Origin of the sequence: Vibrio sp. (genome assembly GCF_038138445.1) — a bacterium.
Lineage (GTDB): Bacteria > Pseudomonadota > Gammaproteobacteria > Enterobacterales > Vibrionaceae > Vibrio.
The window spans coordinates 25,732-52,299 of sequence record NZ_JAYQDQ010000021.1 but is presented as its reverse complement, the minus strand read 5'-3'; the positions used below and the strand labels follow the sequence as shown (position 1 = coordinate 52,299).

Annotated in this window: 22 protein-coding genes; 15 read left to right on the top strand and 7 right to left on the bottom strand. The window is 44.1% G+C overall.

The genetic code is table 11. The features are described from left to right. Positions 1-273 precede the first annotated feature (273 nt). The 5 genes from AAFM34_RS08180 to AAFM34_RS08160 form a co-directional block, all read right to left on the bottom strand. Positions 274-1,071: a DUF1338 domain-containing protein gene (locus AAFM34_RS08180; RefSeq protein WP_341661748.1), complete on the bottom strand. Its 798-nt coding sequence runs from the start codon at positions 1,069-1,071 to the stop codon at positions 274-276. 89 nt (positions 1,072-1,160) lie between these two features. Further along, positions 1,161-2,618 carry a succinylglutamate-semialdehyde dehydrogenase gene (gene astD / locus AAFM34_RS08175; RefSeq protein ID WP_341661746.1) on the bottom strand — a complete coding sequence of 486 codons (1,458 nt, stop codon included), beginning with the start codon at positions 2,616-2,618 and terminating at the stop codon, positions 1,161-1,163. Positions 2,619-2,635: 17 nt separating this feature from the next. Next, a complete protein-coding gene (astA, locus tag AAFM34_RS08170; RefSeq protein WP_341661744.1) occupies positions 2,636-3,655 on the bottom strand; it encodes an arginine N-succinyltransferase in 1,020 nt (339 codons plus the stop codon). A gap of 187 nt (positions 3,656-3,842) precedes the next feature. Beyond that, positions 3,843-5,057, bottom strand: a complete 1,215-nt coding sequence (locus tag AAFM34_RS08165; RefSeq protein WP_114787389.1) for an aspartate aminotransferase family protein — start codon at positions 5,055-5,057, stop codon at positions 3,843-3,845. A 363-nt stretch (positions 5,058-5,420) separates the two neighbouring features. Further along, positions 5,421-6,026, bottom strand: a complete 606-nt coding sequence (locus AAFM34_RS08160; RefSeq protein WP_341661741.1) for an aminodeoxychorismate/anthranilate synthase component II — start codon at positions 6,024-6,026, stop codon at positions 5,421-5,423. Between the two features lie 371 nt (positions 6,027-6,397). Here AAFM34_RS08160 and AAFM34_RS08155 point away from each other — a divergent pair, with 371 nt between their 5' ends. Further along, positions 6,398-6,778: a hypothetical protein gene (locus tag AAFM34_RS08155; RefSeq protein WP_341661739.1), complete on the top strand. Its 381-nt coding sequence runs from the start codon at positions 6,398-6,400 to the stop codon at positions 6,776-6,778. A 76-nt stretch (positions 6,779-6,854) separates the two neighbouring features. After that, positions 6,855-7,217 (top strand): hypothetical protein, encoded by a 363-nt coding sequence (locus tag AAFM34_RS08150; RefSeq protein WP_341661737.1) that lies wholly within the window; start codon positions 6,855-6,857, stop codon positions 7,215-7,217. 107 nt (positions 7,218-7,324) lie between these two features. On the opposite strand, the gene AAFM34_RS08145 is transcribed toward AAFM34_RS08150, so the two are convergent. Both AAFM34_RS08145 and AAFM34_RS08140 read right to left on the bottom strand, forming a co-directional pair. Continuing rightward, positions 7,325-9,943: an ExeM/NucH family extracellular endonuclease gene (locus AAFM34_RS08145; protein WP_341661735.1), complete on the bottom strand. Its 2,619-nt coding sequence runs from the start codon at positions 9,941-9,943 to the stop codon at positions 7,325-7,327. Positions 9,944-10,261: 318 nt separating this feature from the next. Further along, a complete protein-coding gene (locus tag AAFM34_RS08140; RefSeq protein ID WP_152431400.1) occupies positions 10,262-10,753 on the bottom strand; it encodes an FxsA family protein in 492 nt (163 codons plus the stop codon). Between the two features lie 294 nt (positions 10,754-11,047). On the opposite strand from AAFM34_RS08140, the gene aspA reads away from it, so the two are divergent. From aspA to AAFM34_RS08075, 13 genes are all read left to right on the top strand, one after another. Continuing rightward, on the top strand, positions 11,048-12,496 hold the full coding sequence (aspA, locus tag AAFM34_RS08135) for an aspartate ammonia-lyase (RefSeq protein WP_160932115.1): 1,449 nt from the start codon (positions 11,048-11,050) through the stop codon (positions 12,494-12,496). Between the two features lie 154 nt (positions 12,497-12,650). Further along, entirely contained in the window at positions 12,651-13,958 is a 1,308-nt protein-coding gene (locus AAFM34_RS08130) for an anaerobic C4-dicarboxylate transporter (protein ID WP_341661727.1), read from the top strand. A gap of 375 nt (positions 13,959-14,333) precedes the next feature. Continuing rightward, a complete protein-coding gene (locus tag AAFM34_RS08125) occupies positions 14,334-15,779 on the top strand; it encodes a YfcC family protein (RefSeq protein ID WP_341661726.1) in 1,446 nt (481 codons plus the stop codon). Positions 15,780-16,285: 506 nt separating this feature from the next. After that, complete coding sequence (arcA, locus tag AAFM34_RS08120; protein WP_341661725.1) at positions 16,286-17,506, top strand: arginine deiminase; 1,221 nt, start codon at positions 16,286-16,288, stop codon at positions 17,504-17,506. Between the two features lie 40 nt (positions 17,507-17,546). Next, positions 17,547-18,458 carry a carbamate kinase gene (gene arcC / locus AAFM34_RS08115; protein ID WP_341661724.1) on the top strand — a complete coding sequence of 304 codons (912 nt, stop codon included), beginning with the start codon at positions 17,547-17,549 and terminating at the stop codon, positions 18,456-18,458. Between the two features lie 91 nt (positions 18,459-18,549). After that, complete coding sequence (argF, locus tag AAFM34_RS08110; RefSeq protein WP_341661722.1) at positions 18,550-19,560, top strand: ornithine carbamoyltransferase; 1,011 nt, start codon at positions 18,550-18,552, stop codon at positions 19,558-19,560. Positions 19,561-19,874: 314 nt separating this feature from the next. Next, positions 19,875-20,363 carry an arginine repressor gene (locus AAFM34_RS08105; protein ID WP_341661720.1) on the top strand — a complete coding sequence of 163 codons (489 nt, stop codon included), beginning with the start codon at positions 19,875-19,877 and terminating at the stop codon, positions 20,361-20,363. A 102-nt stretch (positions 20,364-20,465) separates the two neighbouring features. Beyond that, positions 20,466-22,256, top strand: coding sequence for a protein-disulfide reductase DsbD (locus tag AAFM34_RS08100; RefSeq protein ID WP_341661718.1), 1,791 nt, complete (start codon positions 20,466-20,468; stop codon positions 22,254-22,256). Positions 22,257-22,428: 172 nt separating this feature from the next. Beyond that, on the top strand, positions 22,429-23,064 hold the full coding sequence (locus AAFM34_RS08095; RefSeq protein ID WP_341661717.1) for a response regulator transcription factor: 636 nt from the start codon (positions 22,429-22,431) through the stop codon (positions 23,062-23,064). 102 nt (positions 23,065-23,166) lie between these two features. Beyond that, positions 23,167-23,793, top strand: coding sequence for a MarC family protein (locus AAFM34_RS08090; RefSeq protein WP_341661715.1), 627 nt, complete (start codon positions 23,167-23,169; stop codon positions 23,791-23,793). Between the two features lie 201 nt (positions 23,794-23,994). Next, complete coding sequence (locus AAFM34_RS08085) at positions 23,995-24,258, top strand: DUF4212 domain-containing protein (protein WP_341661713.1); 264 nt, start codon at positions 23,995-23,997, stop codon at positions 24,256-24,258. 12 nt (positions 24,259-24,270) lie between these two features. Next, the gene (locus AAFM34_RS08080) at positions 24,271-25,998 is read left to right on the top strand and encodes a sodium:solute symporter family protein (RefSeq protein ID WP_341661711.1); all 1,728 of its coding nucleotides are present in this window, start codon (positions 24,271-24,273) and stop codon (positions 25,996-25,998) included. Positions 25,999-26,081: 83 nt separating this feature from the next. Continuing rightward, a complete protein-coding gene (locus AAFM34_RS08075) occupies positions 26,082-26,564 on the top strand; it encodes a hypothetical protein (RefSeq protein WP_341661709.1) in 483 nt (160 codons plus the stop codon). The last annotated feature ends 4 nt before the right edge of the window (positions 26,565-26,568 follow it).

The window sequence follows — 26,568 nt, the reverse complement described above, 5'->3', positions numbered from 1 at the left end:
AACACTCACTATTTTTAGTCGGTGACAGCTTTCAGTTAAATGGGGTTTACCGCCAGCATACAGATGGTTCATTTGTTGAGTTCTTTGAAAAAGCACCTCTAGTGAAAAAACCTTTGAACAAGCGGGCATCAAAAGCAGAAAAGCGTTTAGCATAGACAATCCCCACCTAAGCGAGGAAACACGTTCGATTCCAGACCAATATTGGCTTAGTGTGACAGAATAGAAAAAGGCGCCTCAAGTGGCGCCTTTTTATTAAGGTCTGCAAAACCTCTCTCAAGACTCGCTATTTGTGCTTTCAAATATCTTATCAGCCGATGCAGCGACAAACCCAGGATATAATTCACCATTACTCATAGGGTAGCGTTTAGCAAACTCATAAAAGCCGCCAGGAACTATCTGGGAGCCTTCTGTGAAAGACACTGGCACTTTATCTGCCATGGTCGAGGATTGCTCCAGTAACACGTCTGGAGAGCCTTTGACCTCACCGCCTGATTCATTAATTGTGAATCCAGCTTGGCGCAAATGATCGTTGACCTGCTTTGCCTCATCGAACGCAGAAAGTTGATTGACACTAACAGTGAAATGGTTAGCTCCATAGCCGTGAGCGGCAAGCCAAGCAGCGTATTCACTTTCTTTAGCAAGTTGCTGGTAATCTTCGAAGCTCAATTGCCAAAGACGCCCAGAAGATAAAAACTCGTAGCTTGCCAGTTTATCGGTATCAATCTGATCGACCAGTCTCTTGACTATGCTCTGCAATTGCGGCGAACACTCTTCCACTTTAAGCTCACTAATAAAGACTTTAGGTTGCTTAGGATCTGGATGTTCGTAGTGTTTAGCCACCAATTTTTTCGCCTCAAATTGATAATCTCCACATGGGGTATAACCAACATCAATAAAGGGCTTGGCGATGGTTTCTATACCAACTGGACTTAAATTAAAGGTTCGCAGCGCGATATGGTCGTTAATAAGAGGGTCGCTTTCTTGCAGTAATTGGTGAACTTTATCTGCTGAGGGGCACAAGCGCTGAATATAGTCATTCCATAACGACTGAAATAAAACATCTGGCGTCATAACGCCTCCTTGTCTAGTTTATTGGGTTGAGAGTTGGCTCGCTGACCCAGCGAGCCTTCCCTTTTCGCTAAAGGTGCTATATGTGCTAGCTATAACTCCACACCAGGGCTCAGTGTCTCAGGTAACACGGTTTCATCACCTTCCATCGAAGCCATTGGATAGGCACAATAATCAGCCGCATAATAAGCACTTGGACGAAGGTTACCTGAAGCGCCAGGACCGCCAAATGGCGCATCACCACTAGCCCCTGTCAGCTGGCGGTTGCGATTAACGATACCTGCGCGGATATGGTCAACAAAATATTCCCACTCGCTATCATCGGTAGAAACAAGCCCTGCGGATAAGCCAAAGCGAGTATCATTAGCAAGCTCGACCGCTTTTTCTAGAGCTTGGTATCGAACGACTTGTAGCAAAGGACCAAAATATTCTTCATCTGGCAGCTGCGCAATTGGCGTGACGTCTATGATACCTGGACTCACAAATGCAGCCTCACCTGCTTTAGCCTCTAACAAGCTTTGTGCTCCTAGCTCAATCAGATTCGATTGAGCCTGAAGAATAAAGTCGGCTGCCGCTTTCGAAATTTGTGGCCCCATAAAGGGTGCAGGCTGCGCAAAAGGTTGATCAACATGAATCTTTTGTGTTGCTTCAATCAATTTAGCAACTAAGGCGTCACCTTTTTCCCCCACAGGAACATAAAGACGACGTGCGCAAGTACAGCGCTGGCCTGCGCTAATAAATGCCGACTGAATAATGGTGTATACGGTTGCATCTAAGTCGCCATATTGCTCAGAAATCACCATAGGGTTATTGCCACCCATTTCCAAAGCCAGCATCTTGTCTGGTTGACCAGCAAACTGACGATGCAGAATATGACCGGTATTGGCGCTACCCGTAAACAACAGACCATCAATACCTTTAGACTCGGCCAAGGCAACGCCTGTTTCTTTAGCACCTTGAACCAAGTTAATCACGCCAGCAGGTAGACCTGCTTGTTGCCATAACTTCATCGCGAACTCGCCTGTTAGCGGCGTTTGCTCAGATGGTTTAAACACCACTGTGTTACCAGCAAGTAAGGCTGGGACTATATGTCCATTTGGCAAATGACCAGGGAAGTTGTAAGGACCAAATACCGCCATCACCCCCAAAGGACGATGACGTAAAACAATCTGGTTACCTGCCGCTTCACGTTGCGCTTCACCTGTGCGGTCATGATAAGCACGAATTGAAATAGCGATTTTACCCGCCATCGCGGCCGCTTCCGTTCGGGTCTCCCACAAAGGCTTACCGGTTTCTTTAGCGATAATCTCTGCGATTTGCTCACTGTTTTCTTTCACTTTCTCAGCAAAAGCGAGCACGATTGACTCACGCTCTGTATAGCTGCACTTTTTCCAGCTTAAAAAAGCGTTTCGAGCAGCACTGACCGCTGACGCAACCTGCTCGGGAGAAGCACTTTGTCCTTGCCAAATTACTTCGTTGTTGTAAGGGCTGGTGGAGTTTATTGCTTCGCCATGCCCATCTAGCCACTCACCTGCAATCCAATGTGTCATATGATTATTCCTCTCAATTACTGGGCCAACATGCGAACATAGTCACCTTGCTTGACTTGCAAAGCTTCAGCCGCTTCTGGGGATAAAATGACAGACTCAGAGGCCTGATCATATGCAGCCTTAGTCGCTACCGCTCTAAAATGCTCAAAAGAAGTATTTGAGATTAGGTAATCCTGTGAGCTAGAGTGCTGCGCAATAGACACTTTTGCTCGGAATGAGTGGCGTACAGATTCGATATTGCGCACATCACACTCAACCGATGGACCACCATCAAAAATATCGACATAGTTGCGACAAGTGAAGCCTTCCTTTTCAAGTAAGCGAAGAGCAGGTTTGGTATTTTCGTGCACTTGACCTATGACCTCTTGGGCCTCTTTACTGAGCAAGTTAATGTAAATCGGCAGCTTAGGCATAAGATCGGCAATGAAGCCTTTTTTGCCAATACCGGTTAAGTAATCCGCCATGGTAAAGTCGATGGAGAAAAAGTGCTCTTGTAACCATTGCCAAAATGGTGAGTTACCTTCATCGTCAGACACCCCGCGCATTTCGGCAAATACGGTTTTAGAAAAACGATGTGGGTGCTCGGCCATCATCAAAAACCGACACTTTGACATTAATCGACCATTCAATCCGCCGCGAAAGCTAGGTCTTAAGAATAAAGTACAAATCTCACTGCAACCTGTGTAGTTGTTACCAAAAGTCAGCAGCTTTACCACATTATTGACCCCAAGCTTTGGCGATGAGTGAACTATGGTGCTGATATGATAAGAATAAAATGGCACATCCCAGCCGATGGAAGCTTCGATACCCGTGCACCCTGCTACCTCGCCACTCTTGCTATCAAACCCAACCATTAAATAGCCTTCATCACCAGGCTCTGTGACATTGGGTTTGGAAAAACTGTATTCAGAGTGTGTAATACGGTTGGTCAATAACTCTTCGTTGACCGGAAGTGATGTAAATCCATGTCCAGATTCGACGGCACAAGTATGCAAAGCATCGTAGTCCGACATTGTTATCGGGCGAACAACTAGCATCGATATTCCCTCCTGATGCATAGGTCAGCGCCACATTCATCAAGATTTGGCTCATCTCTAGCCAAATAGCATTCACAACAGGTTATAGGATTTAAGAGCCGAGGATCGTCTTAGTGTTGGGAATACCTAATGCGTGGAACTGAAAAAAGAAGATCGCCCCGCTAGGACGATCTTGCGTGGTTCTTAATTATTTACTGAGTGTTGCTAGAGCTTTATCAAGCCTTGATAAACCCTCTTCAACTTCCTGCTTAGTGATGACCAAGGATGGGGTAAAGCGAACAACGTTAGTACCCGCAACCAACACCATCAGGCCTTCTTTACCAGCGGCTACCAGCACATCTCGCGCTCGGCCTTGCCACTCGTCATTGAGCGCAGCACCGAGTAACAAACCTTTACCACGAACTTCAGCAAACATTTGATATTTTTCGTTGAGTTTGTTTAGCCCTTCTCTAAACCATGTTTCGCGCTCTGCTACACCTTTAAGTGTTTCTGGGTCGCTGACAATATCGACCACAGCTTCAGCGACTGCACAAGCAAGTGGGTTACCCCCATAGGTTGAGCCGTGTGTACCAATTTTAAGATGCTCCGCAAGCTCTGCTGTGGTGAGCATAGCACCAATTGGGAAACCGCCACCAAGTGATTTTGCTGTACTCAAAATATCTGGGGTTACACCAAGGCCTTGATAGGCATAAAAGTGCCCTGTACGGCCGTTACCTGTTTGTACCTCATCAAAAATAAGTAGCGCATTGTGCTTATCACAGAGTTCACGAACCGTTTGTACAAATTCGTCGGTCGGCGCGATGATGCCCCCCTCTCCTTGAAGAGGCTCCATCATAATCGCACAAGTGCGATCTGAAATATGCGCCCGTAAGGTCTCAATATCGTTGTACGGCAAATGAGTCACATCACCGGGTTTGGGACCAAAACCATCAGAGTATGCTGCTTGTCCACCCACGGTAACAGTAAAGAAAGTTCGGCCATGAAAGCCTTGTTTAAAGGCGATAATTTCAGATTTCTCCGGGCCAAACTTATCTGCTGCATAGCGACGCGCAAGCTTAAGCGCGGCTTCGTTGGCCTCTGCGCCTGAATTGGCATAAAACACTTTGTCGGCAAAGCTCACTTGGGTGAGTTTTTTCGCCAAACGCAGCGCTGGCTCGTTGGTCATAACATTACTTAAATGCCAAAGCTTTTGACCTTGCTCTGTTAGCGCATTCACCATAGCTGGGTGACAATGTCCAAGACAGCTCACCGCAATACCACCTGCAAAGTCGATGTACTCTTTGCCTTGCTGATCCCAAACGCGTGCGCCTTCACCTTTAACAGGCACCATTTCCATCGGGTTATAACAAGGTACCATGACCTCATCAAACAAACCGCGTTCTACTTTACTTTCAACTGTCATTGCACATTCCCTCTCAATACCGCATGCCAGGCAATTTTTGCATCCTTGCCTTCTTATTAATGAAAGCACATTTTGTTTTGCATATGAGCAATTACGGCATTGTATTTACATTTAATTAACCATTTCAATAGTGAATTATTCTTTTTATCCAACCATGAATAGGCAACCCCTCACTTTCATTGAGTATTTATGCACTAAGTCACTGCTTTTATGAAGCAATATATTCTTATAGCTAACATAAGCTGTCGTTAAACATGGTAATTACAGGCTTGAGATGTTAAAGCTCAAAGGGGTAACGAATAGTTTTTCACAACATATTCTCAGCATAAAATATGAAATAAATGTTAAAAAAAGTGATCGCTATCAGGTTTTGCGAGAAGAGAAAATGGCTGAGCGATCGAGAAAGTTAGCCAGTAACTCGTGGCCTTGCTCGGTTTTGATTGACTCAGGGTGAAACTGAACCGCTTCAATAGGCAGGGTTTTATGTTGAAAACCCATGATTTCATCCATTGAACCATCTTCTCGCGTTGTCCATGCGGTCAGTTCGAAGCAATCGGGTAAGCTGTCATTTTTCACCACCAGCGAGTGATAGCGAGTCACAGTGAGTGGGTTATTGAGCTGGGTAAATACGCTGCGGTTATTATGGCGAATGGCAGACGTTTTACCGTGCATCACCTGACGTGCACGCACTACTTGACCGCCAAACACTTGCGCTATAGCTTGATGGCCTAGGCACACGCCCAAAATAGGCAATTTACCTGCAAAGTGTTCAATCACGCTGAGTGAGATGCCTGCTTCATTTGGCGTGCATGGACCTGGTGATATCACCAAATGAGTGGGATTAAGCGCTTCAATCTCTTCAAGGCTAATTTGATCGTTACGCACCACCTTTACCTCTGCGCCCAACTCGCAAAAGTACTGATACAAGTTGTAGGTAAAAGAGTCGTAGTTATCGATGATCAGCAGCATAGCTCTTAAATGGTTTTGATAAATCGCATATATGAGGCGGTATTGTGCATTACCAAAGCCGAAAGGCAAGGATTAACTGAAACTAGATTCTGTTATTTAACCATGTAGTGAGCTTTGCTTGGATGACTTGCCTGCCAATTTTATGCTCGGTAGCAGTATCCGACCCCATAAATGGACTAATTTGCACTTCCAAACTCGTTTGGCACTCAAGATCCCGGTGCAAAATGGTTCTAAATTTGAGACTCTGCCCAATGATCGCCACATTGGCGATGATTGACCGAGCGTTTATAGAATAATCACTACCCATTGATAATGCTTATCTCTATAATTTGCCACTTAGCAAAAAAGTGGTAAATAAACGAGAACTATAAATGACATTAAAACATATCGCAGTGGCTGGCCTTACTGTCTTTGCATTAAGTGCCTGTCAAACCACCTCAGTAGAAAATATTCAAACTACAGCCTCACAAGCAACCATTGATGAAGCGAGAAAAAACTTCAAAGGAGCAGAAGACTTCAAAGTACTCGATAACGGTGTGATTTATTACACTAAGCAACTCGCAGGAAAATACCGCTGGAATCCAGTGCACACTAATGAGCTTAGCTATCGTATGTCCTGTGAAGACTTACGCTGGTATCTAGAGCGCGGTATGACGGTAAGAGTAGCGCTAAGAGGCAAAGGTGCGGTCACCTATGACTATGATTTAGAGCGCTGCGAAACCGAAACGCCAACCAATCTTTACGATTCCTAACATCAACCGCCACTGCGTCTAGTGGCGCGGCATAACTCAACCCTAACTCTTACTACACATTTTTGAGAAAACTGTTATGAAAAAACTGCTTTTTACTTTATTGCTTCTCACTTCCCCTATTTCTTTTGCTCAAGAAGCCAAGGGAGTGATTGAAGAAATCCAGATTTGCGCAACTGGCTTAAGTAGTAATAATTGGATTAGGACCTTACAATTTAAAATTGATGGTAAATGGTTTGCTACTTGGGCAGACCACTATAACAAAGAAGGAGGCTATGATAATACGATTTCTACCTCAATGGTTTATATGGCTTATTCACAAAAACTGCCGGTACATATCAAGGCTACGGAATCTTGGCATGATCGTATGAAAAAATGTGGCGCCAGCGAGGGCGCTATTTTCCATGCTTTAGCTGGCGATTTTATCCGTATTAGTCGCTAATAAAATATCATTTCTTTACTAAGCCCCGCCACTACTTCTAGTGGCGGGGCTTATTTTGTGGCATTTGTTTTACCGCATTTTTTACAAGTTTTATTTTAAAGTAAGGGCTAGTTACGTCTGCGCCATAGGGCTAGACCAAATAAAGATACGATTGCGCCAAGGCCAAATGAGCCGGCCATTTTTAACTCAAGCACCGCAGGGTCGTGATCTGACGAGCGAAAGTGATCGCTATATTTTGGCAAGTCGCCTGTGTATCTATCACTGTATTCAAACAGGGTCGATTCACCGCCATTAATATGCCACTCAGTGGCATCGACCACATACTTTTCAAGACTTGGGCTTATCAAGATATGGTCAAGTGCGCCCACTTCATCATTGTATGAAAAGCTCCAATTATTTGGATGCTTAGCGGCAACCGCATTAATATAGCCATAGCTGTGATGAATAACCTCCCCCTGATCACCAAATTGCTCAACGCCGCCAATATAGGTATTGCGCGCCGCTTTAATCACTTTGCCATATTGCTTTTGGCTGTAATCGGTTAAAACTAGCATGGGATCTTCTTTACCGTATGCATTTAAATCGCCCAAAATCACTTTATGACCAGGAATATCTTCAAGTGCCTCTCCTAATGCCACTGCGGCGGCAACGCGAAAGTTCTCACATGAGCCTTGCTGATCAACGTCTTTTCCACCCTGACCGCCTTCATCGATTGGCGCAGCGTCTTCCCAACATTTGGAGCCTTTTGATTTAAAGTGGTTAACCGCAACAGTGATACGTTCCTCTGCATCTTGCTTTCGGTTTTTGTTTTTTATCCTAAAGGTAGGGGCGAGTGTATTGCGCTGGTAATTCTTACCATCTTCAATCACCTTACCATCATCATCAAGCACTTCTGGGGCTTGTTGGCTCGGCATCTCAATGACTCGTGAGCTTTGAAGCTCAACGGATTTAGAACGATACAGCACCCCTGTGGTAATCGCATCCGTGCCAATATAATCATTTTTGTCCTTGATACCGTCACCATTGGTATCAAGCGCGACAAACTTATAGCGATCTTTTTTGTCATCAATATGCTGGTTTAACTGCTCAACAAGCTGACCAATGGCGCCATTTTCACCCAAGCCATTATTTTCAATTTCCATTAAACCTATGATATCGGCATCCAGACGCAAAATAGCATTAACAATTTTGGCTTGCTGAATTTCAAACTCAGGATAGGTCTTAGCGCCTCGATTGCCGCCATTGGGGTTCTCATCTCCACCAAAAGGAGAATTGAAATAATTGAGCACATTAAAGGTCGCGATTCTTAAATCGCCCTTTTCTTCAACTTCTGGTTGCTGAGTACGTGGGTAGCGACGAATAAAATTGTCTTTGTTTAAGGTGTTGGTGGTAATTAAGCGATAGTCGCCATAGCTGTAACTCAGCACCCCTTCAAGCCCAACTATGGTATCGCCAATGCGAATATAATCTTCGGTCGAGCCATCTTGGTCAGCGTCGGTGACACCAAATTCTGGGTAATAAGGAATAACACCATTGGGCGCTTTATGGTCTGATTCGATAAATAAACGCCGCTCGCTATTGTCCTTGCTTTGCTGCTTAGCTTTATCTGAACCGGCAGCAAAAGCTTGGTTAGGATGCATATTGATGCCTCCTTGCGCCAAAACCATGTTGTTGCGACTCGCCGCATAATCGTAGCCAAAGGTGCGCGTGACTCGCATATCAAGATCTGCACTTGTTTTAACCAGCATACCTTCATAGCGCTCAAGGGTTTGTTCAAAGCTGGCATCATCAGCCAAAATGTCAATCTCAGTTGCAACTGGCGGTGTGTACTCTCCCTGCTTAACCCAGGTGTTTTTACCCGCTTTTAGTTGGGTCTGCTGGTAGTTTTCCTGAACTTTACCTTTAACGCAGACTAGATCGCCTGGCTTCAGCTCAGACTGAGATTGGTTGGTTTCAACAAATAGACCTTCCGAGGTTTTCGGGTTGCCATCATCGTTAAGCGCTTGCAGGTAAAAGCCTTTGGTCAGACTGCTGGTGACTGCGCTCACTATACCTTTTACATACACCTCTTCATCTGAGATAAAGGCACCAGTATTGAGAAGTGGAGAGCGACTGCCCTCACCTTGGATCTCTTGAATTGAAGTAAAGACTGGTTCATGACCGTCTTGCTCGCAAGCAAACGGCTCTGGCGCTTGACCACCATTAAGCTCACCCAAACCTTGAATATCATTTTTATCAGACTCTAGCCAATTTGAAGCTTGGTAATCAGCAGAAGGAGAAAAATCATCTTGGCTGCGCGTTAAGGTGACATCTTTGGCAAAATTATTTCCGCCCATATCACCGATTACATCATGTACTTGATCGTTTTTAAGCAGGGCAATTGGATCATTACCGTTAAAGCCAAGTACATCATTGTCTAGAAAATCACTGAGGTTTTTAATGCTCTCGTTTGACTGTGAATGGCCAATCACTAAGACGCTTTTAGCCTGTATAACTTTACCATCTAATGACAGCTTGCTATTCCAATTGCCGCCACCATTAACTGATTTAGCCAAACTGTAACCATCAAGCATCACCTGATTTTCGCCAGTATTGGCAATTTCAATGGCTTTATTATTACTGCTACCTTCGACGTATTGAGAAATAATGATCTCAGACATTGCTGGCGTAGAGAGAACACTTGCGACCACTGCTGCAAGTAAAGTTGGAGTGAGTTTTTGTTTCATTCTGTCCACCTTGCGTCGCTTCCTTTGTTATCTAGGTATAGAAAGCGCGTTTCAATTCCCTTTTCCTGTTGAGAAAAGACTTATAAAGCTCGACCAGTGTTGATGTTTTTTATGAAACTAAAAACAACATTCCATGACATTGAGATTTCGATCCCATAGGTAAAATGAATATTTGGATAAGCGTCAAACTTTAAACTGAATTGAAATACTTGTTGCAAATTTGCGAGCTAGATATCAACAAAGAAGAGAGTTTCGAGCACAACTAGAATAAAGGCTCAAGGGTGGAGCGGACGCTAATCACTAGCGTCCATCTCAAGGTTAGGGCTTATTAAGGTGGTTATTGTTGTCGTCTTCTTTGCGCTCGTATTCACCTTCAAACGTATGGCCATCATTATCTTGGTTGTGGCCAAAGCCATCTTGCCGGAACTGATGAGAGCCAAACTCTGCGGAGGCTTTTACCACCATTTTGGTCATCAGATACTTGGCTAAAGCACGGCGCGGAGCAGGCAATAGAACTATCATACCCAGCGTATCAGTTAAAAAGCCTGGAATAAAAAGCAGCACCCCGGCGACGGCGAGCAATACACCTTCTAGAATTTGCTGTGCAGGCAGTTCTCCTTGCTTGAGCCTGCTTTGCACTGAGAGTAATGTTTGTAGTCCTTGACTACGCACTAAAGAGGCACCGAGAAATGCGGTCAAAAAGACCATAGCGATAGTTGGCCATAAGCCAAGATAATCGCCTACTGAGATAAACAAACTTATCTCGATAACAGGAACCAATACAAATATTAAGAATACGATAGCAAACACATGCCCTCCTTTGTTGGCACTAGTGTAAGCTCAAAGCTTGCCAAACCTCAAACGAAAGCGACAAAAATTCACAGCGCTATGGCAGTTTAAACTCAGTTTAGCGTTTAAAAACATTCAACAAAGCAAAAATAAAAAAAGTGACCAAGATAGCGTTTTTATCCGCTGAGTGAAGTATCATGAGCCCCATAAGTCAGGACGTATTTTACAGCCAAAAAACTCTGACGAATGGATTCTTAAGTTGCAGAATGGCGAGCATTTTCATTTACACCAGAATAATTATCTAAGGATCCTATCATGGCTAGCCTAAATGATACCCTACACCCAGCGAATGCAACCCGTATTGAAGAAGATCTTCTCGGTGAGCGACACGTTCCCGCTGATGCTTACTACGGCATCCATACCTTGCGCGCAATTGAGAACTTCAATATTTCTAACGTGACCATTTCCGATGTGCCTGAGTTTGTTCGTGGCATGGTCATGACCAAAAAAGCGGCAGCACTTGCTAATAGCGAGCTTGGTGTTCTGCCCAAAGAAATCGCCCAATACATAGTTGAAGCGTGTGATTTGATCCTAGACACAGGAAAATGTATGGATCAGTTCCCATCGGATGTGTTCCAAGGTGGGGCTGGAACCTCGGTCAATATGAATACCAATGAAGTGATTGCCAATGTTGCATTGGAGATCATGGGCAAAGAAAAAGGGCAATATCAGTTTATCAACCCTAATGATCACGTTAATAAGAGCCAGTCGACCAACTGCGCCTATCCAACGGGTTTTCGTATCGCGGTTTATAACAGTGTTCAGACGCTTATCGAAGCAATAGAATACTTAAAAGGCGCATTTGCACTTAAGAGCAAAGAGTTTAAAGGCGTATTAAAAATGGGCCGTACTCAGCTTCAAGATGCTGTGCCTATGACAGTTGGACAAGAATTTCATGCCTGGTCTGTGACTTTAAATGAAGAAATTCGTGCTCTTGAGTACACATCCAAACTCTTGCTTGAAATTAACTTAGGCGCGACAGCAATCGGTACTGGTCTCAATGCCGCGCAAGGCTACCAACAATTGGCAGTGAAGCATTTGGCACAAGTTACTGGGTTGGATGTGGTACCAGCGGAAGATCTTATTGAAGCGACCTCAGACTGCGGCGCTTATGTCATGACTCATGGCGCACTAAAACGTCTCGCGGTTAAACTGTCTAAAATCTGTAACGACTTGCGTCTTCTATCTTCTGGCCCTCGCGCTGGTATTAATGAGCTCAACTTACCAGAGCTGCAAGCTGGCTCGTCAATTATGCCCGCTAAAGTTAACCCTGTAGTTCCTGAAGTGGTCAACCAAGTGTGTTTTAAAGTGCTGGGTAACGACAACACGATTTCGTTTGCAGCAGAAGGTGGCCAATTGCAGCTTAATGTCATGGAGCCTGTGATTGCTCAAAGCATGTTTGAGTCCATTTCTCTGCTTGCCAATGCGTGTATTAATCTGCGCGACAAGTGTATCGATGGCATCACAGTCAATAAAGAAGTGTGCGAGGGATACGTCTATAACTCCATTGGCATTGTCACTTACCTCAACCCATATATTGGCCACCATGAAGGCGATATTGTCGGTAAAATCTGTGCAGAAACAGGCAAGAGCGTGCGAGAAGTCGTGCTTGAGCGAGGCCTACTCAGCGAAGAAGAACTCGATGATATCCTAAACGTCGAAAACTTCATGCATCCCAAATACAAAGCAAAGCGCTATCAATAACAAAACGTGACTAGGGCCGAAGCAGGCCCTTTTTTGTACAGAAAATTTTATCCCACAATTTTTTAAGGGATAAAATCAATCGCTTTCTAATGTTCGAATCACTGGCTTTTAACCGCCAAGTATAAAAAGTTAAAAAATATAAGAGGTATCTACCATGATTATGCTCGAGCTATTTGTCGTCTTGCTGTTCATTTTCCTCGGAGCACGCATTGGCGGTATTGGTATTGGCTTTGCTGGCGGCGCTGGCGTTATCGCCCTGTCATTTATTCTGGGTGTACCTACCAGTCAGACTTATATACCCGTTGATGTCATCTTGATCATAATGTCAGTCATTACTGCCATTGCAGCAATGCAAGTTGCAGGGGGGATGGATTGGCTGGTTCAATTAGCGGAAAATTTTCTTCGTAAGCACCCAGAGCGGATAACTTTTTATGCGCCCATTGTAACCTTTTTCATGACTTTGATGGCGGGCACGGGTCACACTGCATTCTCTACCCTACCGGTTATCGCCGAAGTGGCCAAAGGTCAAGGCGTTCGCCCATCTAGGCCATTATCAATCGCGGTTGTCGCATCACAAATCGCAATTACCGCTTCGCCTATATCCGCCGCTGTGGTTGCATTCTCATCCATGCTCGCGCCAAAAGGGGTTGATTATCTTACCTTACTTGCAGTGTGTATCCCAACCACTTTCATCGCTTGCATGATAGGTGCATTTGTTGCCAACTTCATGGGCAGTGAGTTAAAAGATGATCCCATCTACCAGCAGCGTTTAGAGCAAGGATTAGTTAAGCTAGCACCGCAAAAGCAGCGTGACATTTTACCAACCGCTAAAACGGCGACGTATATATTCCTCATCGCGATTGCATTTGTTGTGTGCTACGCAGCTGCAATCTCAACGTCAGTAGGCCTGATTACCGATCCAGCGCTTGGGCGCAACGAAGCGATTATGGCAGTGATGTTAACCGCAGCAGCAGCAATTGTGCTCTTCACTAAGATTGATGCTTCAAAAATCCCCAGCGCGTCGACATTTCGCTCAGGAATGACCGCATGTGTTTGCGTTCTTGGCGTGGCATGGCTGGGCTCCACTTTTGTCAACGCTCATGTGGAAGGCATTAAAGAGGTGGCCGGGGTGTTATTGAGTGACTATCCGTGGATGCTAGCAATTGTATTATTTTTTGCTTCCATGCTGCTTTACTCTCAAGGAGCAACCACGGTCGCTTTAATGCCAGCAGCACTAGCAATAGGTGTTGCGCCGATCACCGCAGTGGCTTCGTTTGCTGCCGTCAGTGCTCTATTCGTCCTGCCTACCTACCCAACTTTGCTCGCTGCGATAGAAATGGATGACACAGGCTCGACTCGGATCGGCAATTATATCTTTAACCATCCCTTTTTTATCCCTGGCGTCGTGACTATCACTTCTGCTGTTGCACTGGGCTTTACATTGGGAGGGATCCTTATTTAGGTCAAGCCAAGCATGGAGGTAATATATACCTCCATGATAAAGGCCTATTTTTAGATAAGCCGCTATTGACTTAGATCATATATATAATCGATATCAAAAATGCTTAAGTAATGAATAGTTCTCTCTATTTAATTCATTAAAGCTATTGCATTCAATATAAAATACATCTTATTAAGAATAATCATTCGACTAAAATAAAATTCTAATCATCATATTTCACTAATTAAATTACTCACATAATACTTTTGTGAAGAGCAACAACGCCAAGAGTGCTCATAATTATTAGAATAGGTAAGCTTTTTATGCCTATATAAAATATACCACTCTTAATTAACTTCTATTTACTAATTATCAAGTAGAAGTTAGGAGGTCATCATGACAGCACAAACTGATCCAAGTGGCAACAAAACTGGCTTGTTTGCCAAACTCAAGTTTCCATCCGCCTACAGCATACTTTTTATATTAATTGCCTTCGTCGCACTGCTGACATGGGTGATCCCTGCTGGTCAATATCAACGCGAAATGAACCAAGATTTAGGCCGTGAGGTACCCATAACTGGGACATACCAAACCGTCGAAGCCAATCCGCAAGGCATAGTGGATGTCTTTCTTGCACCTATAGATGGCTTTTACGATCACCAAAGTTACCAAGCGGCTGCCATCGATGTTTCTCTATTTATTCTGGTCATGGGTGGATTCCTCGGTCTTGTCACGGCAACCGGTGCCATTGATGCTGGGATAGAGCGAGTCACTCATGCCTTGCACGGCCGAGAAGAGATGATGATCCCTATATTGATGGCGTTATTCGCTGCAGGTGGCACTGTTTATGGTATGGCCGAAGAGTCATTGCCTTTCTATTCTCTGCTGGTTCCGGTAATGATGGCCGCACGCTTTGATCCTGTTGTGGCTGCCGCAACCATATTACTCGGAGCCGGCATTGGTGTGCTTGGCTCAACCATTAACCCTTTTGCCACTGTAATAGCGGCTAACGCATCAGGCATTGCCTTTACTGATGGAATACTGCTACGCGCAGCCATATTAATCATTGGCTGGATCATCTGCGTTGCCTATGTTATGCGTTATGCGCGTCTAGTACGCAGCGATCAAAGCAAGTCTATTGTTTATGACAAATATGAGGAAAACAAACAGAGGTTTCTTGCTCAGCGCAGTGAAGAGTCTCTTGAGTTTACAAGCCGCCGAAAGGCCATTTTATGCATATTTGGCGCTTCCTTTGCGGTCATGATCTACGGTGTTTCAGTCGCAGGCTGGTGGATGGCCGAAATATCAGCCATGTTCCTTGCTGCCGCTATGTTAGTTGGCTTGGTTGCCCGCATGAGCGAAGAAGATTTTATCCATAACTTTATTGATGGCGCACGCGACTTACTCGGCGTAGCACTTATTATTGGTATTGCTCGTGGTATCGTGGTTGTCATGGATAACGGAATGATCACAGACACGATTCTAAACTCTGCTGAACAGACAGTGACAGGTTTGTCCTCTGTCGTGTTTATAAACGTAATGTTCTTTTTGGAAATTTTACTTTCTTTCCTTGTTCCCTCAACCTCAGGACTTGCCGTACTAACCATGCCAATAATGGCGCCTCTGGCCGACTTTGCGGGAGTAGGACGAGAGCTTGTCATTACCGCATACCAATCGGCCTCTGGACTGGTCAACTTAATCACACCCACTTCTGCGGTCGTTATGGGAGGACTAGCAATTGCACGTATCCCATATATCCGCTGGATAAAGTGGGTCGCTCCACTGCTGGGCATACTTACCATCTTCTGCGTTATCATGATAAGTATCGGCGCCATACTCTAAAAAGCGCTAACTCGACCAAGCCGCTTAATCAAGTGGCTTTTTATTATAAATTGGGCAGTGGATTTATAAATTCAGCTGTTGATTTATTAATTATGCTTAATGTGAACCAAGTCATATTTATCGAAAGACTTTATGTTAATAAAATTTAAAAAATTCCATGTAATTAATTATCTATTAGATTCTTATGAATAGATTAAATTTAAACTTTGCTTTTCAATTTTCATTCGCTTGAATATTGTTCCTAAATAATCACCTCCCATTATCATCAGATTTAAATCGGTGAATAATTTTCCCGTTTATATGTATATTCAGAGCATTAACAAATATTAAACATGCGCATAGATATTGTTAAAGCTCTCGCCTTAAAGACAATAATGTATAAAACATAAACTGTGATTACCTTCTAAGAAGCCCCCAATAACAGGCGTATTATGAATTTCAGTAAAACAAAAATCACTCCATTCTGAGCATAGAGCACAGCAGAAATTAACAAGAGAGAGTTGAGCATGAATAACTTATACGTAGGTTCCGAAATTGGTCAGTTACGTCGCGTTCTCGTTCATCGTCCCAAACGCGCTTTGACCCACCTGACCCCTTCAAACTGCCATGATTTACTGTTTGATGATGTGCTTGCGGTTGAGCGGGCTGGCGAAGAACACGATGTGTTTACCACGACTTTATCTGAACAAAATGTTGAAGTACTGTTTCTAACCGATTTACTCTCTGAAACGCTCCAAGTGCCAGAAGCAAAAGATTGGCTACTCTCGCGTCAGGTATCAGAGTACCGACTAGGGCACACATTTGCTGGCGACGTTCGTTGCTACCTAAGAGATTTGCCCAACATAGAACTGGCTAAGATACTCACTGGTGGCTTGTCTTATGCTGAAATGCCAGTTCAATCTGCTTCCATGATGCAAGGCCTTCATCAGCCGATAGACTTTATCATTGAGCCACTACCCAATCATTTATTTACCCGTGATACCTCCTGCTGGGTCTATGGCGGCGTGTCGATAAACCCAATGGCCAAAACCGCACGCCAACGAGAGACAAATCACCTCAGAGCAATATATCGCTGGAACCCTAAATTTGCTCAGCAAAGCTTCATCAAGTACTTGGGCGATAAAGAAATCCAGTATGACAACTCAACTATAGAAGGCGGTGACGTTTTGGTGATTGGTAAAGGTGCGGTTCTGATCGGAATGTCTGAGCGTACGACGCCCCAAGGCGTCGAGCATTTAGCTTCACAGCTGTTCAAACACAACCAAGCCAAACAAGTCATTGCAATGGAGTTACCCAAGCACCGCTCTTGCATGCATCTTGATACTGTCATGACCCATATGCGCGAAGATACTTTTTCAATCTATCCAGAAGTAATGCGCCGCGATATCAAATGCTGGCAATTAACCGGAGATGAGTCAGGCAAAGTCAATGTCAGACAAGAAGACAATTTTGTCCATGCAATAGAAAAGGCTCTTGGTATTGGTCAGATTAACCTCATCACAACAGGAGGAGACAACTTCAACGCAGAACGTGAGCAGTGGAATGATGCGAATAATGTTCTGACTGTCAAACCTGGGGTTGTGATTGGCTATCAAAGCAACACCTACACCAATGAAAAGTACGACAAAGCAGGTATTACCGTATTACCTATCCCTGGTGACGAGCTTGGACGAGGCCGTGGCGGAGCTCGTTGTATGAGTTGTCCTATTGAGCGTGACGGCATTTAAGTCCTAACACCTATTAATGTCTAAATTGGGAGATCACATCATGAACAAACAAACTGTCGTCATTGCACTTGGTGGCAACGCACTCCTTCGTCGCGGCGAGCCTTTAGAAGCAGGTGTTCAGCGTCACAACATACAAATTGCTGTTAAGGCTATCTGCGAAGTCGCTCAAAACTACAAAGTCGTGCTCGTGCATGGAAACGGCCCTCAAGTAGGTTTATTGGCGCTACAAGGCTTGGAATATAAGCAAGTCGCACCTTATCCACTTGATGTACTAGGGAGTGAAACCCAAGGCATGATCGGCTATATGTTAATGCAAGAATTTAAGAACCAGATGCCAGACATCAATGCGACCTGCATGCTCACCCAAATGACGGTGGATCCAAACGATCCTGCTTTTCTTAATCCCACCAAACCCATTGGGCCGATTTATAATCAGGATGAGGCGCGAGAACTGGCTGAGAAATACCATTGGACCATCAAGCCTGACGGTAAGCACTTTCGCCGCGTAGTCCCAAGCCCTGAGCCAACAGGGATCATCGAACATCAAGCAATTACCACGCTTATCGAGCAAGGCCACCTAGTAATATGTACTGGCGGCGGGGGAATTCCAGTCCAATATAATAATGGGCAGTTAGTCGGTGTCGAAGCTGTGATTGATAAAGATATGTCAGCGGCCCTGCTCGCAAAACAGTTACATGCCGATGCCTTGCTCATCTTAACGGATACAGATGCTGTTTATCTTGATTGGGGTAAAAATAGCCAGCGAGCAATACGCAACACAACACCAAGCGAGTTAAGCCAATATCAATTTGAGCCAGGGTCTATGGGGCCCAAGATTCAAGCTTCATGTGAGTTTATTAAACAAGGAGGAAAAGTGGTGGGCATTGGCGCCCTAGAAGATGGTTTGCGCATCCTTCAAGGGCAAGCGGGAACGTCTATCACTCAAGGTTAATTCAAGTTGTATCACTCTCGTTGTAAACAAATAAGTTAATCACTGCGCCTGATCATTAACAGAGCGCTCGTCGAACAATAAGGAATACACCATGGCTTTCAATCTACGTAACCGCAACTTCCTAAAACTTCTCGATTTCACTCCAAGAGAGATTCAACATCTTCTCGATCTATCGATAGAGCTAAAAAAGGCCAAATATAATGGCTATGAGCAACCTAGGTTGAAAGGTAAGAATATCGCCTTAATTTTTGAGAAAACTTCAACTCGCACTCGATGCGCTTTTGAAGTCGCGGCCTTCGACCAAGGTGCACAAGTGTCTTATTTAGGTCCAACAGGATCTCAGATTGGCCACAAAGAGTCGATGAAAGACACCGCCAGAGTGCTAGGGCGCATGTACGATGGAATTGAATATAGAGGCTTTGGCCAAGAGATCGTCGAAGAGTTGGGCTCCTATGCCGGTGTACCTGTCTGGAATGGACTGACGAATGAATTTCACCCAACCCAAATACTAGCTGACTTTTTAACCATGATGGAGCATGGCCGTGGTAAGCACCTGCACCAAATGACATTTGCCTACCTGGGAGATGCCCGCAATAACATGGGTAACTCTCTTATGGTCGGAGCGGCCAAAATGGGCATGGATATCCGCCTTGTAGCGCCGAAACAATTTTGGCCACAAGAAACTTTAGTCGCACAGTGCCGTGAAATAGCACAAACAACTGGAGCAAAAATCACCTTAACCGACGATATTAATGAAGGCGTGCTTGGTTGCGACTTCCTTTATACCGATGTTTGGGTGTCAATGGGAGAAGCAAAAGAAGCCTGGGCAGAGCGTATTGCATTAATGTTGCCTTATCAGGTCAATATGCAAACCCTCAAAGCGACTCAAAATCCACATGTGAAGTTTATGCACTGTCTGCCTGCATTTCACGGTGAGGACACCAAAGTGGGCAAACAATTGGCTGGTGAGCACTCTGAGCTAAAACAAGGATGTGAAGTCACAGATGAAGTGATTGAATCAGACTACTCGATTGTTTTTGATCAGGCAGAAAACCGGATGCACACCATTAAAGCTGTGATGGTCGCAACCTTAGGAGATTAATCTACCGATTGTAACCCAATGAGAGGTATGGATTTTCCTGTTAGAGCCATACCTCTTTTTTTACCAGAACACGGCTCAACCATAAATACTGGCTACACCTAAAGCATCCCCTCAGCTACCAATAAACCTATCATAAAATTCCGTTGTTTGTTTGGTGATCCCTTTCAAAAAGACACACTATATTTGGTGGTACTATGAGCAGATATCAAAGCCACCATAGAAGTGGCAATAGAAAAATTAAGGTACTTCAAAGGACTGAAGCACTATAAACCATAGGGAAAAATACTTTACATCATTCTTTTTGAGGAGTTCTCATGAGTGAAACTCTAAGCCCACACTCAGTTGAAGAAAATGAAGACAAAACCCTAGTTACTGCCTGTAAAAGGCTTCTCCAGCAACAAAGCTTTGCTACTCAGCATGATCTTAGAGAAGCACTGGTTGATGTCGGGTTTGTTGGTATTAGCCAATCCACTGTCTCGCGTTTATTATCACAGCTTGGCGTAGTCAAAGTCCAAAACGCTTGTGGTAAAAAGGTCTACTGCATCACAGTAGAAACCGCGCCAGTGCGTATTGAATCTTCTATTTCCTCTCAAATTGAACTTATTACTCATAACCAGTCAATGGTCGTAGTGAAAACACACCCAGGCAGTGCCCAACTGGTCGCTCGGCTTGTCGATATTGACCCACATATTGATATTCTTGGTACGGTTGGAGGAAACGATACTGTCTTGGTGATCCCTAAAGACATACAACAAATTGATGAAACAGAAAGAGTGGTTAGAGCTAGGTTAGGAATAGCCTAACTATCTGATAAAATAAATATTTCACCAAGCTTGAAACTTAATGCCACTTTTCTCTGTCTGATTGAGTTAAAATGAACAAAATTTGACTTAAGTGACTTCTGTATGCGTGCCATTTTATCGCTTGTTTTGCTCTCTATGACTATTTTTTCAGCGCCTAGTTTGGCGCTTTTTGAGCAATCCCAATCGACTCCCAGCTTTGGTAATCAAGCTAATACCTTTGTCCCTGTCGACGAAGCCTTCCCATTCAATGCCTATCAACAAGACAACCGCGTGTTTCTCGATTGGCAGGTCAAAAAGGGCTATTACCTCTACCAAGATAAGTTATCTATTAGCGGTGAAAACGTTAAGCTCAATACACTAGACATAAAGGATGGCACACCACACCAAGACGAGTTTTTCGGTGAAGTTAATATTTATACCGAACCTTTATTTATTGAAGTGCCTCTGACTAATTATCAAGATGGTGCTCGTCTGATTGTGCAGTACCAAGGCTGTGCGGAGGCTGGTTTCTGTTACCCACCAGAAACTCGCGTAGTGGATTTAACGCCTTTTAACGCTCCAAGTGTCGATACTCTAAACTCAACAAGTCAAACTAATCTAGCGCCAGCTAAAGCGGATGACAGCAAGCCACCACTCACATCGCAAGAATCGAATCTAGCCACCAGCTTAAGCGATGACTGGTGGACTCCACTGCTTTTCTTAGCACTTGGTATAGGGCTTGCCTTTACTCCATGCGTTTTACCCATGTATCCCATTCTCACTAGCATTGTACTTGGTAGCGGTAAGCTCAATCATGGTAGAGCACTAGGGCTTGCTTTTATTTATGTGCAAGGCATGGCCCTTACCTATACCCTACTTGGCTTAGTCGTCGCTTCTGCAGGACTACAATTTCAAGCAGCGATGCAGCACCCCTATGTGCTGATTGGTTTAAGCGTCCTGTTTGTCGCGTTAGCCTTGTCAATGTTTGGAGCCTACACCATTCAACTACCCAGCGGTGTTCAGACTTGGCTCAATAACTTAAGCAATAAACAGCAAGGTGGAAATTCACTTGGTGTGTTTGCAATGGGTGCCATATCAGGGCTGGTTTGTTCTCCATGCACCACTGCTCCGCTTTCTGGCGCTTTACTTTACGTCGCTCAAAGTGGCGATCTAGTCACAGGAGCTGTCGCCTTATATGCACTAGCACTAGGTATGGGGATCCCTTTGATGCTGGTTGCGGTATTTGGTAACAAACTTCTACCTAAAGCAGGTAACTGGATGGATAGGGTTAAAACTCTGTTCGGTTTTATTCTCCTTGCTGCGCCCATATTCCTACTTGAGCGCATCCTGCCTGAAGTTTGGGCAACAGGGTTGTGGTCAGCACTTGGCCTGGCAGCATTTGCTTGGCTATACCACATCAAAAGCTCGTTACCATTAGGCAGCTGGAAACAAAGCGCCATCGGAATCATTGCGATACTCGGTCTATTAGTCTCTGCACAGCCTGCTTTAAATTATTGGCTTGGTGGGCATACGGAACAGTCTCAGCCAAGTATCCAATTCACTCGCATAGCAACTGTGGCAGAGCTTAATCAACAACTGGCACAAGCCAAACTGGCTGGTAAACCTGTGATGCTCGACTTTTATGCGGATTGGTGCGTGGCTTGTAAGGAATTTGAGAAGTACACTTTTCATCAATCCGATGTGGAAAACAAACTGAAAGACTTTGTATTACTCCAAGCCGATGTCACGAAAAGTTTACCGCAAGACATTGAACTACTTGAACAAATGAAGGTGCTCGGCCTTCCCACAATCGAGTTTTGGGATGCAAACGGCCAACATATCCCGAGTGCAAGAATCACTGGATTTATGCCTGCTGAGCCATTTTTACAACATCTTGATACTCATCGCTTATAACCTCACATAGATTCACCGCTAGCCCTTAGGCTGGCGGTCTTATCAAGGTATCTTCTTGATTGCGAAGAAAACCCGATATAGTTCAGAGTTTTTATGCATAGAGATTGTCCACTACCTCAAAGCCGACAATAATCCAGTTAAGCCAACCTTTCATTGATACGATTTCAATACCATGGATTCGACTTACACCATTATTATCGCTGATGATCACCCGCTATTTCGTAATGCACTGTTTCAGTCGGTACATATGGCAGTAAGTGGTGCGAACTTGATTGAAGCTGACTCGCTTAACGGCTTACTCACGGTTTTGAGCAAAGAACAAGAGCCTGATTTACTGCTATTAGATCTTAAAATGCCCGGCACTAATGGCCTATCAGGATTAATACAGTTGCGCGCAGAATACCCAGAACTGCCGATAGTTGTTATTTCTGCCAGTGAAGAGCCTTCAGTGATCACACAAGTTAGAAACCATGGTGCATTTGGTTTTATCCCTAAATCGAGCGATATGCGTGAGCTTCTAAACGCATTAAACCAAGTATTAAACGGAGAGCCTTTCTTTCCTGAATACGCAAACGAATACAAGATTAATAACGAGTTAACCGAAAAAATAGCAACTTTGACCCCACAACAGTATAAAGTCCTCACAATGTTGTCTGATGGACTGCTAAACAAACAGATCGCATATGAGTTAAATGTATCTGAAGCAACAATAAAAGCCCATATGACTGCTATTTTTCGTAAGTTAAATGTAAAAAATAGAACTCAAGCAGTTATTTTACTCCAACAACGAGAATATGAATATTCCTAACGTTTTTTCACTATTGATGTTATTTATCTGCTAAGATACTTTCATCGATCACAGAATCGATATATCCATCCCTCTGTTTAACCAACTCTGGGAGTCAAAATATTGCTTAGCGTATTATTCACTCAATTTGTCGTGCTCTGGGCCGTCATCGATCCCGTAGGTTCTGTCCCAGTTTATCTATCTCAAACGCAACATCTCACCGCTAAACAGCGTCGTTTAGTGGCATTAAAAGCAGTAGGCATTTCTGCTGGGGTTCTGCTGTTTTTCTTGCTTGTTGGACAGTTGCTACTTGATGCAATGCAAATTCCTCTACCGGCTTTTCAAGCAGCAGGAGGGCTAGTGCTACTCTTGTTTGCATTGACTATGATCTTTGGTGAGTCTAAACCTGAACAAGAAACTAAAATATCTGAAGAAGTCAGTCACTCTGATCTTGCCGACTTGGCTGTTTACCCATTAGCAATCCCCTCAATCGCTTCTCCAGGCGCCATGATGGCGATTGTAATGCTGACTGATAACCATAGATACTCAGTGGCAGACCAAGTAGTGACAGCGTCGGTTATGCTTGGTGTTTTACTTATCACGCTAATCCTATTGCTGGGGGCAACTCATATCCAGAAATGGATCGGCAATGTTGGCGCCGCCATTATAAGCCGAGTTATGGGGTTAATTCTTGCGGCAGTGGCGCTCAATAACTTGTTATTAGGTATAAAAGACTTTTACCTTGGCTAATCCCCTAAGCGAGCTGTTAAGTGACTATTAGACTTTGGTCTTAACCAACAAACCATCACTCAGAAAAATACTCATAAGCGCCTATTATAATGGCGCTTTTTTTGTTTTTTAACACGACTAAAGTTGAAAAGCGCTTCAACACTTCAGTTGGTAAGGTATTTACGCAACATTTTATTTACAACCAATCATAAGGAGGCAGTCATGGCATTTGAAAGTCAGGAACGCGCCAAAGCCTATTGGAATAAAAACGTAAGGCTCATGATTACCTTAATGGTAATTTGGTTTTTTGTTTCATTTGGTTGCGGAATTTTATTTGTCGACCAACTTAATCAATTTCAGATCGGTGGATACAAATTAGGCTTCTGGTTTGCTCAGCAAGGCTCCATCTATTCATTTCTCGGTATCATCTTCTTTTATGCGTGGAAAATGCGGCAAATTGACCGAGAGTTCAACGTTGACGAATAAGGAATTATCTAGATGGATCTAAAAACTACAACTTACCTTATCGTTGGCGCCACCTTTCTCCTCTATATCGGCATCGCCATTTGGGCTCGTGCTGGATCAACGAAAGAATTCTATGTCGCTGGTGGTGGAGTCAACCCTATCGCAAATGGTATGGCAACTGCGGCCGACTGGATGTCTGCTTCTTCTTTTATCTCCATGGCTGGGCTGATCGCTTTTATGGGTTATGGAGGGTCAGTATTTCTCATGGGGTGGACTGGAGGATATGTACTACTAGCCCTTTTACTGGCACCCTACTTGCGTAAATTTGGCAAATTCACAGTTCCAGAATTCTTGGGCGAGCGCTTTTACTCAAATGCTGCACGTATAGTTGCTGTTATCTGCCTAATCATTGCTTCAGTTACTTATGTTATCGGTCAAATGAAAGGTGTAGGTATTGCCTTTGGTCGTTTCCTTGAAGTGGATTATTCTACAGGGTTACTGATCGGTATGTGTATTGTTTTCATGTACGCCGTTTTAGGCGGAATGAAGGGGATTACCTATACACAAATAGCGCAGTACTGCGTGCTCATTCTAGCCTATACCATTCCAGCTATTTTTATATCACTTCAGTTAACCGGCAACCCAATCCCTCAAATTGGTTTAGGTAGTACAATGGCTGGCAGCGATATTTATCTACTTGACCGCCTAGATCAAGTCGTGACTGAGCTAGGTTTTAGCCAATACACGACTCAGGTGCGAGGCGATACTCTCAATATGTTTGTCTACACCATGTCGCTAATGATAGGCACCGCAGGCTTACCTCACGTTATCATTCGTTTCTTTACTGTACCCAAAGTAAGAGATGCTCGAACTTCCGCAGGATGGGCTTTGGTTTTTATTGCCATTTTATATACCACTGCACCAGCAGTCTCTGCCATGGCAAGACTCAACCTAATGGATACCGTTACCCCAACTTCAGGTCAAAACCTTGCCTACGATGAGAGGCCAGATTGGTTTAAGAACTGGGAGAAAACTGGTTTATTGGGCTTTGATGATAAAAATGGCGACGGCAACATACAATATACTTCGGACTCTAAGACCAATGAGCTCCAAGTCGACCAAGATATTATGGTATTGGCTAACCCTGAAATTGCCAAACTGCCTAACTGGGTCATTGCGCTAGTCGCTGCTGGTGGCTTAGCAGCGGCACTATCGACTGCCGCAGGTCTGCTACTCGCAATCTCTTCAGCCATATCTCATGATCTAATCAAGGGAGTGATAAACCCTAACATTTCAGAAAAGAAGGAACTGCTTATTAGCCGAGCCTCTATGGGAGCCGCTATCGCAATAGCAGGGTATCTTGGTCTCAACCCTCCGGGATTTGTTGCCGGGACAGTCGCCCTAGCCTTTGGTTTAGCTGCGTCTTCTATTTTTCCTGCATTGATGATGGGGATATTTAGTAAAAACATCAATAAAGAAGGTGCCATTGCAGGCATGATCACTGGCATAACAATTACGCTATTTTATGTTTTCCAACATAAAGGCATCTTATTTGTCGCCGACTGGAAGTATCTGCAAAGCTTGGGTAACAATTGGTTCTTAGGCATAGAGCCTAACGCCTTCGGTGCTATCGGTGCGGTATTTAATTTTATTGTCGCCTTCGCGGTGTCCAAAGTAACGGCAGAAACACCTCAAGAAGTAAAAGACTTAGTGGAACATGTCCGCGTCCCAGTTGGCGCTGGTAGTGCTGTCAGCCACTAATTGACCAGCCCCTCTTTGGAGGGGCTTTATCCATGCTAAAATTCAATGACACTTAGACTATTACCTTAAAGAACGAATCTAGAATGTTAAGAAACAAGCACTTTATCGCTGCCCTTCTGATCACTCCTATCCTCTCAATTATTGCTTATTTCGCGACAGATATGGTGGTAAGCGAAAAGCCGCATGCAGCGATAAAAGGTCAAAGTTATAAGATGATAAGTTTGTCCAATTGCCGCTATACCAGTGGTCTATGTGATATGAAAAATGGTGACTTTACAATTAGATTTCACGCCGAAAGTCTAACCGATAGTCAACTTGGGCTTAAGCTATCTGCAAAACATACGCTTAGTGATGTCAAACTGTCTTTGGTCGATCATCAAGAGCAAAATACTCCACCCACAAACATGAAACCTTTAGATAACACTGGTCAACATTGGCACATTAGTTTGCCAAAACCCTCCTCAGCAGACAGCTGGCTAAGGGTTGTTGTTCTAGCCGAAGGCAGCTTGTACTATGGCGAAACTCAAACAGCCTTTGTTAAACACGAAACATTATTTACAAAATAAAACA

Coding starts and splice junctions, on each gene's coding strand:
- AAFM34_RS08180 (WP_341661748.1), bottom strand. CDS start 1,071: ATGACGCCAGATGTTTTATTTCAGTCGTTATGGAATGACTATATTCAG.
- astD (WP_341661746.1), bottom strand. CDS start 2,618: ATGACACATTGGATTGCAGGTGAGTGGCTAGATGGGCATGGCGAAGCA.
- astA (WP_341661744.1), bottom strand. CDS start 3,655: ATGCTAGTTGTTCGCCCGATAACAATGTCGGACTACGATGCTTTGCAT.
- AAFM34_RS08165 (WP_114787389.1), bottom strand. CDS start 5,057: ATGACAGTTGAAAGTAAAGTAGAACGCGGTTTGTTTGATGAGGTCATG.
- AAFM34_RS08160 (WP_341661741.1), bottom strand. CDS start 6,026: ATGCTGCTGATCATCGATAACTACGACTCTTTTACCTACAACTTGTAT.
- AAFM34_RS08155 (WP_341661739.1), top strand. CDS start 6,398: ATGACATTAAAACATATCGCAGTGGCTGGCCTTACTGTCTTTGCATTA.
- AAFM34_RS08150 (WP_341661737.1), top strand. CDS start 6,855: ATGAAAAAACTGCTTTTTACTTTATTGCTTCTCACTTCCCCTATTTCT.
- AAFM34_RS08145 (WP_341661735.1), bottom strand. CDS start 9,943: ATGAAACAAAAACTCACTCCAACTTTACTTGCAGCAGTGGTCGCAAGT.
- aspA (WP_160932115.1), top strand. CDS start 11,048: ATGGCTAGCCTAAATGATACCCTACACCCAGCGAATGCAACCCGTATT.
- AAFM34_RS08130 (WP_341661727.1), top strand. CDS start 12,651: ATGATTATGCTCGAGCTATTTGTCGTCTTGCTGTTCATTTTCCTCGGA.
- AAFM34_RS08125 (WP_341661726.1), top strand. CDS start 14,334: ATGACAGCACAAACTGATCCAAGTGGCAACAAAACTGGCTTGTTTGCC.
- arcA (WP_341661725.1), top strand. CDS start 16,286: ATGAATAACTTATACGTAGGTTCCGAAATTGGTCAGTTACGTCGCGTT.
- arcC (WP_341661724.1), top strand. CDS start 17,547: ATGAACAAACAAACTGTCGTCATTGCACTTGGTGGCAACGCACTCCTT.
- argF (WP_341661722.1), top strand. CDS start 18,550: ATGGCTTTCAATCTACGTAACCGCAACTTCCTAAAACTTCTCGATTTC.
- AAFM34_RS08105 (WP_341661720.1), top strand. CDS start 19,875: ATGAGTGAAACTCTAAGCCCACACTCAGTTGAAGAAAATGAAGACAAA.
- AAFM34_RS08100 (WP_341661718.1), top strand. CDS start 20,466: ATGCGTGCCATTTTATCGCTTGTTTTGCTCTCTATGACTATTTTTTCA.
- AAFM34_RS08095 (WP_341661717.1), top strand. CDS start 22,429: ATGGATTCGACTTACACCATTATTATCGCTGATGATCACCCGCTATTT.
- AAFM34_RS08085 (WP_341661713.1), top strand. CDS start 23,995: ATGGCATTTGAAAGTCAGGAACGCGCCAAAGCCTATTGGAATAAAAAC.
- AAFM34_RS08080 (WP_341661711.1), top strand. CDS start 24,271: ATGGATCTAAAAACTACAACTTACCTTATCGTTGGCGCCACCTTTCTC.
- AAFM34_RS08075 (WP_341661709.1), top strand. CDS start 26,082: ATGTTAAGAAACAAGCACTTTATCGCTGCCCTTCTGATCACTCCTATC.